Source organism: Streptomyces sp. NPDC050806 (genome assembly GCF_055586425.1).
The window spans coordinates 189,153-200,942 of the sequence record NZ_JBVJIF010000014.1 but is presented as its reverse complement, the minus strand read 5'-3'; the positions used below and the strand labels follow the sequence as shown (position 1 = coordinate 200,942).

Below are 11,790 nucleotides of genomic sequence, written 5' to 3'. Positions count from 1 at the left end.
GTCCCCCCGTAGACGACGAGCTTGTCCGGATGCTCGGCCACCTCCGGATCCAGGTTGTTCTGCAGCATCCGCAGGGCGGCCTCCTGCTGCCACCCGAGAGCCGAGAGGTCGGTGCCGCGGGCCGCGCGGACGGGGCGTGCGCCTGTCATGTGAGTGCCTTTCATCGAATTCTCGAAATCGTCGTGAGGGGGCGGTCAGCGGAGCGGACCGGTGACGGACTCCGCGGCGCCGAGCGCCCGGCCGGAGGCCACGTACTGGACGGCCGCCTCGATCTCGGGGGCGAGGTAGCGGTCGGTGCCCGGACCCGGTACCTCGGTACGCAGTTCGGCGACGACCGCGGCGGAGGCCGGGGCCGGCGTCAGCGGCGCGCGCAGGTCGAGGGCGCGGGCCGCGGTGAGCAGTTCGATCGCGAGCACGCGGGTGAGGCCGTCGACCGCCTTGCGCAGCTTGCGGGCCGCGGCCCAGCCCATGGAGACATGGTCCTCCTGCATGGCGCTGGAGGGAATGGAGTCCACCGACGCGGGCGCGGCGAGCCGCTTGAGCTCGGACACGATCGCGGCCTGGGTGTACTGCGCGATCATGTGGCCGGAGTCGACGCCGGGGTCGTCGGCGAGGAACGCGTTGAGGCCGTGGTTGCGCGCCACGTCCAGGAAGCGGTCGGTACGGCGCTCGGCGATCGAGGCGACGTCGGCGACGGAGATCGCGAGGAAGTCCAGCACGGCGGCGACGGGGGCGCCGTGGAAGTTGCCGTTGGACTCCACCCGGCCGTCGAGGGTGACGACGGGGTTGTCGACCGCGGCCGCCAGTTCGCGGGAGGCCACCAGCTCGGCGTGGCCGAGGGTGTCCCGCGCGGTGCCGTGCACCTGGGGCGAGCAGCGCAGCGAGTACGCGTCCTGGACGCGGGTGCACTCCGGGCCGCGGTGGCTGGCGACGATCGCCGAGTCGGCGAGCACGGCGCGCAGGTTCGCGGCGCTGTCGGCCTGGCCGGGGTGCGGGCGCAGGGCCTGGAGGTCGGCGGCGAAGACGGCGTCCGTGCCGAGCTGGCCCTCGACGCTCATGGCGGCGCTGATGTCCGCGGTGGCGAGCAGCCGGCGCAGGTCGTGGGCGGCGAGGACGAGGGTGCCGAGCATGCCGTCCGTGCCGTTGATGAGGGCCAGGCCCTCCTTCTCGTGCAGCGTGACCGGCTCGATGCCGGCGGCGGCGAGCGCCTCGGCGGCCGGGCGCAGCTCGCCGTCGGCGTCGCGGACCTCTCCCTCGCCCATGACGGCGAGCGCGCAGTGGGCCAGCGGCGCGAGGTCGCCGGAGCAGCCGAGGGAGCCGTACTCGCGGACGACCGGGGTGATGCCCGCGTTGAGCAGCGCGGCGTACGCCTCGGCGGTCTCCAGGCGGACGCCGGTACGGCCGGTGGCGAGGGTGGAGAGGCGCAGCAGCATGAGCGCGCGGATCACCTCGCGCTCGACCTCGGGGCCGGAGCCCGCGGCGTGCGAGCGGACCAGGCTGCGCTGGAGCTGAGCGCGGAGCTCGGTGGGGATGTGCCGGGTGGCGAGGGCACCGAAGCCGGTGGAAACGCCGTAGTGCGGGGTGACGTCGTCGGCCAGGGCCTCGATGACCTTGCGGCTGCGAGTGACCTCCTCGCGGGCGGCGAGGGAGAGCTCGACGGGAGCGCCGTGGCGGGCGACGGCCACGACATCGTCGGCGGAAAGCGCGCCGACATCGATAACAACAACAGGTGACATGCCTCAATGAAGCACCAGGTCAGGCCGTCTGTTCCATAAGCCGCAGGGGCTTTCTGTCTGGTATCCCAGACACCACGAAGCGGAAGCGCCGCCGGAGAGATGGTCCGCAACAGGCGCCCCGCCAGGGGCGCGGGGAACTGCGCGGGCAGCCACAACGGCGCGGCACCGGGCCGCCGGGCCGCACTCCGAAGGCGGTTAATCTCAGCCGCATGGCAATCGTCCCCGCAGCCGCCCAGGTCCTGGCGATCCTCCGGTACCTCGCCGGCCAGCTCGGCCCCGCTTCCGCGGCCGCGATCAGCCGGGACGTGGGACTGCCCCGCTCGACGACCTACCACCTGCTCGACACGCTCGCGCGGGACGGTTTCGTGGTGCACCTGGCGGACGAACGGCGGTACGGCCTCGGCGTCAGCGCCTTCGAGCTGGCTTCCGGGTACAGCCGGCAGGCCCCCTTCCAACGGCTGGCCCGCGCCCCGCTCACCGCCCTGGTCGACCGCACGGGCCACAGCGCGCACCTCGCGGTGCTGCACGGGCGCGAGGTCATCTACGTCATCGAGGAGCGGGCGCCGGGCCGGGCGCCGCTGGTCACCGAGGTCGGCGTACGGCTGCCCGCGCACCTGACGGCCAGCGGCCGGGCCATGCTCGCGCGGCTGCCGCACGCCCAGGTGCGCGCGCTCTTCCCCGACGCGTCCGCCTTCGTCGTCCGCCACGGGCACGGGCCCGGCTCCCTCTCGGCCCTGCGCCATCTGCTGGTGGAGGTGCGGCGGCGCGGCTTCGCCACGGAGGAGGGCGAGGTCACGCCGGGGTTCTCCTCGGTCGCCGCGCCGGTGCTCGATCACAGCGCCCACCCGGTCGCGGGGGTCGCCGTGACCTACCCGGCCGTGGAGGTCACGGCGGAACAGCAGACGGCCATCGCCGAGCAGGTCCTCCGTACCGCCCGCGAGCTGACCCTGCGCATCGGCGGCACGCTGCCGGCGCCGTAGCGGCGGTGGGCCCGCTCGGGCCTGCGGGGCCTGCTCACGGGTGCATGCGCGCGCCCTTGACGATCTTGTCGACGGCGTTCTTCGGGCCGTACACGGCCAGCCCCACCAGATCCAGCTGGTCCCGGCCGACGGCCCGGACCGCGGCGCGGTTGGCCCCGTCGTGACCGGTCGCGAAGAGGTCGGAGGTGAAGACCGACAGGGCGACGCCCCGGCTGAGCGCGCGGCCGTGCGCGCTGGTCAGCGTTTCCTTGGTCCCCTCGAAGACCAGCACGGGCTGGCGGAACATCCGCAGGTAGTCGTTGCCGTCGGCGTCCGCGTACGGCTCGCCGATCACGTCGGGCACCTCGGTACCGATGCCGCTGACCAGGAAGGCGGTGACGTTCAGCCGCTGCCAGGTCTCCAGGTCCGCGCGGAGCAGGACGGCGATCTTGGTGTCGAAGCGGACGGGTGCGGACGCGGGCGCGTCCGGGACGGCGGGGTGTTCAGCGGTGTTCGGGGTTTCCATATCGTGGATTCTTCCGAGCCGCCCCCGGCCCCGTCTTGTACGTTTTTTGCATGGTCAGTCGTCCTCGCCCTCAGGTCAGGGCCTGGCGCCCGGCGGTGACCGGGATCGCCGAGGTCTACCACGCACACCTGACCGGCCATGCGTATCCGCTGCACACGCACGGCGCGTGGACGCTGCTCCTGGTGGACGACGGCATGGTCCGCTACGACCTGGACCGGCACGAGCACGGTGCCCTGCGGAGCGGGGTCACGCTGCTGCCCCCGCACGTGCCGCACAACGGCTCGCCCGCCACACCGGACGGCTTCCGGAAGCGGGTGCTCTACCTCGAACCGGAGGCGGCGGGCCTGGGCGAGGAATTCATCGGGCTCGCGGTCGACACGCCCGTGCTGGAGGACGGCGCGCTGCGCGACCGGATCCACCGGCTGCACGACAGCCTCGTCCTGCCCGGCGAGGAGCTGGAGGCGGAGAGCCGGCTCGCGTTCATCACCGAGCGGCTGCGGGGGCACCTGGAACGGCGCGCCGGACAGGCCGCCGCGCCGGCCGACGCGCCGGATCTCGCGCGGCAGCTGCGCGACCTGCTCGACGCGCGCACCGCTGAGGGGCTGACCCTCGACGAGGCGGCGGGTCTGCTGCACGCCCATCCGGCGCATCTCGTACGGGCGTTCAGCCGCGCGTTCGCGATCAGCCCGCACCGGTACCTCACCGCGCGCCGCGTCGACCTCGCCCGGCGGCTGCTGCTGGACGGGATGGCGCCGCGGGACGCCGCTGCCGCCGCCGGGTTCCACGACCAGCCGCATCTGACCCGGCACTTCACACGCATCCTCGGCGTTCCGCCGGGACGCTTCACGGGCCGCTGCGCGGCGCCCGTCACAGGCCGGTGCCCGGCTCCAGCGCCGTCACGGTGAACTCGCCGCCGCATACCCGCAGTTCGTCGGTGCGGAGGGTCATCGCCTCCTTGGAGCCGGGCGGGTAGGTCTGGAGGAGGTACGGGCTCTTCCAGCACGGCTCGTCCTTCAGCCCGTCCTGGATGGTGTGCAGCACGGCGTACGCGCTGGCGCCCGGCTTCAGGGTGACGGCCTTGCCCTTGGCGCCCTCTCGGGTGGCGGGCTTGCCGATCATCTGCCCGTCACGCTGGATGAGCGAGACGCCGGGGAAGCCGTTGAGCGTGCAGGAGCTCTTGCCGTTGTTGGTGAACACCAGCGGGGTGTGGATGTTGCCCGCGCCCACGTCGGCGCGGCCCAGGCGCAGGCCCAGCTCGTCGGCGGTGCAGCGGTCGGAGGCGCTGTCGGCGGACGCGGACGCCGCGGTACGCGCGGAGGCGGTACGGGCGACGGTCGCGTGCGCGTTGCCGGACGGGGGCTGCGTGGCCTCCTGCGTACCGCCGCTCTGCTTGCCTCCGTCGCCGGTGTCGGCGCTGCTGCCGCTGTCCGCGCCGCTGCCGCCGCCCGTGGCGGGGGCCGAGGACGCCGGGGCCGCGTCGGACGACGACGCCCCGGCGGCACCGGAGTCGCCGGACCCGGCACCCTGACAGGCGGTGAGCGCGACGGCCGCGGCAGCGGCGATCAGCGTGGCGGTGGCGGCCTTGCGGCCACGGCGGAGAGCGGCGTGGTGCGACATGGGAATCCCCTCATCGAGTCGGCGCGCACGAGACTCTCGTCCCGCACCGTTTCACCATGCCGGGTCCCACTGTCGCACCACTAACAAGCCACTAACGCGCCACGAACCGCACGAACTCGGCCCAGCGGGCCGGCTCGACGGCGAGGCCGGGCCGGGCGGCTTCCTTGGAGTCGCGAACGTGGACGACCCCCGGGGCAAGGGCCACCTCGATGCAGTTGTCGCCCTGGGCGCTGCTGTGGCTGGACTTGAACCATGCGAGTTCGGTCGTACTCATAGCGCTCCTCGTATCCGCTCCAGCAGTCCCGCGGAGTCCTTCGGGGGCAGAGCCTGCGAGCGCAGTCCTGCATAGCGCATCTCGATCCGGCTGACCTCCTTCGAGACAGCGATCAAGCGACCGTTCTCCTGGCCCTCGGAGTACGCGCGCCAGCGTCCGTCCAATGTCTGCAGCAGGCATACCGGCCCGGCCAGGCAGGCGTGGTGCTCGCTGTCCGCAGGCATGACCTGCACCGTGACGTTCCGCAGCGCCCCCAGCTCAAGGATGCGGTCGAGCTGGTCGCGGGTGACCTCGACGCCGCCCAAGCGGCGCATCAGTACCGCCTCCTCGATGACGAAGTCGAACGTGGCATGGGGCCTCTCGACGAGGATCCGCTGCCGCTCCAACCGCGCGGCAACCGTCGCCTCCAGCTCAGTGTCGGCCAGAGGCGGCACGTCGTTGTCGCACAACGCCCGCACGTACCCCTCCGACTGCAACAGCCCCGGCACCAGCCGGCATTCGTACGTGCACAGGCTCACCGCCACGCGTTCCAGGCGGGCCCAGCGGCGGAACCAGGCCGCGAGGCCGGGCTCGCCGCGGGACAGGAAGCGGGCGGCCCGGCGCAGCGCGCCGTGTTGCCGAGTGCCTCCTCCGCCCGTTCGACGAACGACTCGTCCGGCATCCGGCGGCCGAGCTCCACCGACTCCACGGTGTGCCGGGAGAACCGGACGCGGACGCCGAACTCGGCCCGGGTCAGCCCTGCGTGCTCACGCAGGGCCTGGACGACGGCCCCGAAGGTCCGCAGGCTGTCCGACGAATCGGGTTCCCGCTCCTCCCGCTCCCCGTCGCACGTGGTCACGTCGACATCGCCGGTCGTCATGGACGACCACCTCCAGGTGCATGCGCGATCTCCCCGAGCTCAACTCACCCAGGGTGACGGAAGCGCTCACCCAGCGTCCACATCACGCCCCGTACGCGGACGGAGCGTACGGAGGTCACATCTTCTGCGCCGCGCCGAGCAGTTGCTCCACCAGTGCGTCCAGTTCCTTCACCGTCGGCCCGTCCACCAGCCGGCCGTCGGCGATCTTGGCGGTGGCCTGCGGGATCGGCAGGCCGTCGGGGAGGACGTCGGCACCCATCATCGTGAGGGTCTCGCGGAGCCAGGCCTGGGCGCGGTCGCCGCCGAGGGCGGAGGGGACGCGCTCACCAGCGCGACCGGCTTGGCGTACAGCTGACCGCCGCCGACCAGCCACTCCAGGGCGTTCTTGAGGACGCCGGAGGTGCCGCGCGCGTACTCCGGCGTCGCGATCAGCACACCGTGCGCGGCCCCGGCGCGCCCCCGCAGCGCCGCGACGGCCGGCGGCAGTACGCCCGTCTCCTCGACGTCCTGCTCGAAGAAGGGCAGCCGGCCGAGGCTCGGCGCGATCCGGATCTCGTGCGGCGGGGGACACAGCTCCGCCGCCGTCCGCAGCACCGCGGCGTTCAGCGACTGCTTCCGCAGACTGCCGCACAGGGCAAGGATGTTCATCGGGTCAAGTTATCCGACCGGCTGTCCGAGCGGGCCGGTCCGGCCCGGCGGGGCAGCGACGGCCCGCGCGGCGCACGACCGGTCACCGCACGCCGCACGGGCCCACCGTCAGCGCCCGCCGCTCGCGACCTTGCCGCGTACCAGGAACCAGCCGCCGACCAGGGCGGCGACGATGAGCGGCACGCAGGCCACCGACCACGCGGCGTCCCCGCCGTCCACGCACATCAGGACCACGACGCCGGCCAGGAAGGCGAGGGTGAGCCAGGAGGTGAAGGGGGCGCCGGGGAGCCGGAAGGCGGGGCGTTCGACCTCGCCGCGGGCGGACCGGCGGCGCAGCACCATCTGGCAGATCATGATCATCACCCAGGTGCCGATCATCGTGATCGCCGAGAAGTTCAGCACGATGGAGAACGCCCGCTCCGGCACGACGTAGTTGAGGACGATGCCGAGGATGTAGCAGGACGCGGTGAGCAGGATGCCGCCGTAGGGCACGCCGCGCTTGTTCATCAGCGTGGTGAACTTCGGCGCCGAACCGGCGAGCCCCATCGACCGCAGCACGCGGCCCGTCGAGTACAGCCCCGAATTGCAGCTGGAGAGGGCCGCCGTGAGGATCACGAAGTTCATCACCCCGCTGACGCCGGGCACCCCCAGCTTGCCGAGCAGCGTGACGAACGGCGACTCGCCCGCCTTGTACGCGCTCCAGGGCAGCAGCAGTACCAGGAGCAGCACGGTGCCGACGTAGAAGACGACGATGCGCCAGGAGACGGAGTTGATGGCGCGCGGGATGACCTTGCGGGGGTTCTCCGTCTCGCCGGCCGCGATGCCGACCATCTCGATCGCCGCGTACGCGAAGACCACGCCCTGGATGAGCACGACGGAGGCGAGCAGCCCGTTGGGCATCATGCCGCCGTGGTCGGCGATCAGCTGCGGCCCCGTGCTGTGGCCGTCCACGGGGTGCCGGCTGGCCAGCAGCCAGCAGCCGATGGCGAGGAACGCGATGATCGCGGCGACCTTGATGATCGCGAACCAGAACTCGAACTCGCCGAACCAGCGCACCGAGATGAGGTTGGCGGTGAGCACCACGAGCAGCGCGAAGAGCGCGAGCGTCCACTGCGGGATGTCGCGGAACGCCCCCCAGTAGTGCAGGTACATGGCGACCGCGGTGATCTCCGCGATGCCGCTGCACACCCAGTGCAGGAAGTAGACCCAGCCCGCGGTGTACGCCGCCTTCTCGCCGAGGAACTCCCGGGAGTACGAGACGAACGAGCCCGAGGTCGGGCGGTGCATGACCAGCTCGCCCATGGCGCGGGCGATGAAGAAGGCGAACAGGCCCGTGACGGCGAAGACCACGACCAGGATCGGGCCCGCCGCGTGCAGCCGCTCGCCGGCGCCGAGGAAGAGGCCGGTGCCGATGGCGCCGCCGACCGCGATCATCTGGACCTGGCGGTTGCGCAGGCCCGCGGCGTAACCGCCCTCGCGGACCGGGGCGGCGGAGGCCGCGGGGGCAGTGCCGGGGGCCGCGGGAGTACCGGGAGCCGCGGGGGCTCCGGTGGCCGGCGTGGGCGGTGCCGCCTGCTCGGCTTCTGCTGTGTGCTCCATGGTTCTCCGTGCATAGCGGTACGCCGCGCACCGCCCGTTTCCGGGCGTGCGCGGGTCGCGCGCATACAGCGCGGCGTACCTGTTGAAGTGGGCCGGCGCCGAGAGGCATGGCCGGTATGTCCATAGGGTGACCGGGCCACCCTAAACCGTTTGCTCAGGCAACTATGAACTGGTGGGTAGCCGAGCTGACGGCCATGGTCACGGCCGGGGTCCCGACCGCAGCCCGGTGAGCGCGGCCGCCTGCCCCGCGCCGCTCTCCGCCAGCACCTCCGCGACCGTCTGCGCCGCCCTGACCTGCGCGAACGTCACCGCGCCCGCGTCGTCGACCACATAGCCGACCACGGCAGGGCGCGGCAGGCTGTTGTAGTGGAAATGGGTCGAGAAGTAGTACGCGCCCGTGTCGTACAGCGCGACCAGGTCGCCCGGAGCCAGCTCGGGCAGCTCGCGCCCGCGGGCCACCAGGTCCCCGGCGAAGCAGCACGGCCCCGCCACGTCCTGCACCAGCCCGGGTGCCGTCTTGGCCCGGCCCCGCGCATCGAAGGCGCCGACCCGCAGCGGCCAGGAGTCGGGCACGAAGACGGTACGGGTCGCCACCTGCGCACCGGCGTGCGTGACGGCGATGCGCCGGCCGCCGGAGGTCTTGGTGTACTCCACGTGCGCGGCGATCAGCCCCTGCTTGGCCAGCAGCGAGCGGCCGAACTCCGTCACCAGCGCGTACCGCCCGTCGAACAGCCCCGGCACGGTGGCGCGCAGCAGCTCCGCGTACTCGGCGAAGGACGGCGTGACCTCCTCCGACGCGAAGTTCACCGGCAGGCCGCCGCCGATGTCGAGGGTGTCGATCTGCTGCCGCCCCGCCTGCGCGTTGATCTTCTCGGCCAGCTCGTACACGACCCGTACGCCCTCGGCCATCAGCTCCAGGGGGACGCCCTGCGAGCCGGTGTGGGTGTGCAGCCGGGTCAGCCAGGGACGGTCGCGGAAGGCGTCGAGGATCCACTGCTCGGCGCCCTCGTCCCGCAGCGCCACGCCGAACTTCGACGTGGCCGTCGCCGTGCTCATGGCCCCGATGGAACCGGTCCCGACCTGCGGGTTCACCCGTATCCCGACCGGCGAGACCACCGGCCCGGCCGCCTCCGCCACCAGCGCGTCGATACGGGCCAGCTCCTGCGCGTTGTCGGCGTTCACCGCGATGCCGTGCGCGAGGGCGTCACGCAGCTCGCCGACCGTCTTGGCCGGCGAGTCGAAGACGATGCGCCCGGCGGGCACGCCGGCGGCGCGCGCCAGCTCCAGCTCACCGGGGCTCGCCACCTCGGCGCCCACGCCCTCCTCGTTCAGCAGCGCGAGAACGGGCACGAGCGAGGCCGCCTTCACGGCGAAGGTGTGCAGCACTTCCCCACCGCCCTCGACGGCGAACGCCTCCCGCAGCTCCCGCACCGTGGCCCGGACACCGTCCACGTCGAGCAGCCCGAGCACGGGCGCTTCCGGGCCGACCAGCCCCTGCTCGACGGCGGCGCGCACGGCCGCTTCCCTGCGGGCGACGGAATCGAGAGCCATGGGGCATGACCTGCCTTCTGTACGGGGGCGGTGGGGTCCTGTACGGATGTCCCCTGCGAGCGGTCGGAAACCGACCCCCGTCACTGTGCGGGTCGGCGCGGGGCGGTGTCTGCGTGCCGGACGACGAAGTCCTGGCGTCGGCCACTGTCGACGTGCACAAACCCCGAGCCGCGGCCCCGCCGTCGTGGTGCGACAGCACAACCGACGGTCCGCGCACATGGTGGGCCCGCACCAACGCCCCGCGGCCGCCTCACTGCGCCGCCCGGCCTCACTGCGGCACCCCGCCGCGTTGCGGCTCCCGGCCTCGCTGCGGCTCCCCGCCTCACCCCGGCGGGATCAGGGCGGCGGGATCAGAGCGGCGGGATCAGCCCGGCCCGGCGCAGTCCCAGCTCGGTCAGCAGCCGTACGTCCGCGTCCTCCAGGTCCAGCCCGAACAGCTCCCGCACCCGCCGCAGCCGATAGCGCAGCGTATTGGGGTGGATCCCGAGCCGGCGCGCGGTCGCCGCGGCGTCCCCGAAGAAGGCCAGATGCACGGCGACGGTGCGCGGCAGATCCGTACCGTGCTCCGCCTCGTACGCGAGCAGCTCCCGTACCGCGTCCGTCGCCGACGGGCTCAGCTCCGACACCGCGTCCACCACCCGCATGGCGTCCAGCGCGTGCCGCACATCATCGGTCGAGGCGACCTCGGGCGTACCGCGCTCCCGCAGGACCCGAAGGACCAGCTCCGCCCCGGCCCGCGAGGCGGCGGCCTCGCCCAGCCCGGCCCCGACGGGCCCGATGGCGACCAGCGGCCGTACGCCGCTGCCGCGCAGCACCGTGGCCAGCTCGCCACCGAAACGGTGTGCCGCACCCGTTGCCGGGTCGGTGAGGAGTACGTCCAGCCGGTCACCGTCGCGGTACGCTAAGGCCGGGCTGTGGTGCGCTGCGGCACGCAGCGACGCGAGGTGCAGGGCACGGTCGAGCACGTCCGGCAGGGGCGCGGGCGGCGCCGCCGCGACGGTCAGTACCGCGCAGGGGACCTGCGGGTCGACCTCCAGGGCCGCGGCCGAGTCCGGCACGTCCGGCTGCCGCCCTTCGAGGAGGGCCCGCACCGCCTGCTTGCGGCGGGACGCCGCGGACCGGGACCGCAGGCGGTGGTGCAGCAGATGCGGCACGGCGGTCTCCGCCGCGGCACGCAGCGCGTCGCGTGCGCCGTCGGGCAGCGGCTCCCCATCGGCGGCGGCCCACAACGACCCCAAAATCTCGTCCCCGGCCCGCACGGCGATGGCGAGCCGCTCCGGGAACCGCCCGTCGGCGGGCCGGTGCACCGCATCCGGCGTCGCCCACAAGGTCTGCAAGAACCCGCTCTCGGCCAGCTCGGCCACCCGCCACTGCGGCACCCGCCGCCCCAGGATCGTCAGCCGCCGCAAGGGGTCCGCGGTGTCCGCGGTGGGCGAGTACGCCAGAACATTCGAGTCCGGGTCCTCGATCGTGATCGCGCCCCCGACCAGCGCCGCGAGCGCGACGGCGAGCCCCGGCAGATCCCCGAGCGCCACGTCGACAGCCGCCTCCTGCCGCGCCCCGCCCCGGCTGAGCGCCCCCCGCAGCAGCCCTATGAACTCCCCCCACTCGATCCACGACGCCCGCTCGAGCAACGCGGTCCCGCCCTCGTCGGCCTCCGCGACCAGCCGCTCCGACACGCCTTCCGCGCCCCGCCGCATCACCAGCGCGACAGCCCCCGCCCGCGCGGCGTCCCGCAACACCCGCGGAGCGTCCGCGGACGAGGTGTCCACCCCCACCGCGACAAGCACCTGCCCCGCGGCCTCCAAGGTCTCCCCCGCGTCGAACACCCCGACCCCGCGCACGGCCACATCCAGCCCCCGAGGCGCCCGCACGACCTCGACCAGCTCCATCCCCCCGGCTCGGAGCACCTCCCCGAGGGACGGCGCACCCCCACGCGAACCGGTCACGAACGGATCATCAACACTCGGCCGGGGTTCCATGGAGCCAGTGTCCCCGATACCGGGGACGAGGACCCTGCC

General features: G+C 73.3%; 12 protein-coding genes and 1 pseudogene. 2 read left to right on the top strand and 11 right to left on the bottom strand.

All coding sequences use genetic code 11. The features are described from left to right. Both ACZ6WH_RS36200 and hutH read right to left on the bottom strand, forming a co-directional pair. On the bottom strand, window positions 1-149 hold a 149-nt coding region (locus ACZ6WH_RS36200; protein WP_469734034.1), incomplete at its 3' end, for a hypothetical protein. Window positions 150-194: 45 nt separating this feature from the next. Continuing rightward, window positions 195-1,736 carry a histidine ammonia-lyase gene (gene hutH / locus ACZ6WH_RS36195; RefSeq protein WP_469734016.1) on the bottom strand — a complete coding sequence of 514 codons (1,542 nt, stop codon included), beginning with the start codon at window positions 1,734-1,736 and terminating at the stop codon, window positions 195-197. A gap of 209 nt (window positions 1,737-1,945) precedes the next feature. Here hutH and ACZ6WH_RS36190 point away from each other — a divergent pair, with 209 nt between their 5' ends. Next, window positions 1,946-2,716, top strand: coding sequence for an IclR family transcriptional regulator (locus ACZ6WH_RS36190; RefSeq protein WP_469734014.1), 771 nt, complete (start codon window positions 1,946-1,948; stop codon window positions 2,714-2,716). Between the two features lie 34 nt (window positions 2,717-2,750). Here ACZ6WH_RS36190 and ACZ6WH_RS36185 read toward each other — a convergent pair whose 3' ends face one another. Further along, window positions 2,751-3,221 (bottom strand): DUF2000 family protein, encoded by a 471-nt coding sequence (locus tag ACZ6WH_RS36185; RefSeq protein WP_469734012.1) that lies wholly within the window; start codon window positions 3,219-3,221, stop codon window positions 2,751-2,753. Between the two features lie 50 nt (window positions 3,222-3,271). Here ACZ6WH_RS36185 and ACZ6WH_RS36180 point away from each other — a divergent pair, with 50 nt between their 5' ends. Then, the gene (locus tag ACZ6WH_RS36180; RefSeq protein WP_432859516.1) at window positions 3,272-4,126 is read left to right on the top strand and encodes an AraC family transcriptional regulator; all 855 of its coding nucleotides are present in this window, start codon (window positions 3,272-3,274) and stop codon (window positions 4,124-4,126) included. On the opposite strand, the gene ACZ6WH_RS36175 is transcribed toward ACZ6WH_RS36180, so the two are convergent. From ACZ6WH_RS36175 to ACZ6WH_RS36140, 8 genes and pseudogenes are all read right to left on the bottom strand, one after another. Beyond that, window positions 4,089-4,838 carry a DUF4232 domain-containing protein gene (locus tag ACZ6WH_RS36175; protein ID WP_469734008.1) on the bottom strand — a complete coding sequence of 250 codons (750 nt, stop codon included), beginning with the start codon at window positions 4,836-4,838 and terminating at the stop codon, window positions 4,089-4,091. The genes ACZ6WH_RS36180 and ACZ6WH_RS36175 overlap by 38 nt on opposite strands. Before the next feature lie 91 nt (window positions 4,839-4,929). Continuing rightward, entirely contained in the window at window positions 4,930-5,112 is a 183-nt protein-coding gene (locus ACZ6WH_RS36170) for a DUF397 domain-containing protein (protein WP_469734005.1), read from the bottom strand. Then, a pseudogene (locus ACZ6WH_RS36165) lies at window positions 5,109-5,971 on the bottom strand (helix-turn-helix domain-containing protein). Before ACZ6WH_RS36165 ends, ACZ6WH_RS36170 begins: the two are co-directional and overlap by 4 nt. 115 nt (window positions 5,972-6,086) lie before the next feature. After that, complete coding sequence (locus ACZ6WH_RS36160) at window positions 6,087-6,230, bottom strand: hypothetical protein (protein WP_469734002.1); 144 nt, start codon at window positions 6,228-6,230, stop codon at window positions 6,087-6,089. Continuing rightward, window positions 6,230-6,619, bottom strand: a complete 390-nt coding sequence (locus ACZ6WH_RS36155; RefSeq protein ID WP_469733999.1) for an NAD(P)H-dependent oxidoreductase — start codon at window positions 6,617-6,619, stop codon at window positions 6,230-6,232. The genes ACZ6WH_RS36160 and ACZ6WH_RS36155 overlap by 1 nt, the downstream gene beginning before the upstream one ends. Before the next feature lie 108 nt (window positions 6,620-6,727). Further along, complete coding sequence (locus ACZ6WH_RS36150; protein ID WP_469734032.1) at window positions 6,728-8,053, bottom strand: amino acid permease; 1,326 nt, start codon at window positions 8,051-8,053, stop codon at window positions 6,728-6,730. Window positions 8,054-8,416: 363 nt separating this feature from the next. Beyond that, the gene (locus tag ACZ6WH_RS36145; protein ID WP_469733997.1) at window positions 8,417-9,769 is read right to left on the bottom strand and encodes a type III PLP-dependent enzyme domain-containing protein; all 1,353 of its coding nucleotides are present in this window, start codon (window positions 9,767-9,769) and stop codon (window positions 8,417-8,419) included. 350 nt (window positions 9,770-10,119) lie between these two features. Then, the gene (locus tag ACZ6WH_RS36140; RefSeq protein WP_469733995.1) at window positions 10,120-11,718 is read right to left on the bottom strand and encodes a helix-turn-helix domain-containing protein; all 1,599 of its coding nucleotides are present in this window, start codon (window positions 11,716-11,718) and stop codon (window positions 10,120-10,122) included. Window positions 11,719-11,790 lie beyond the last annotated feature (72 nt).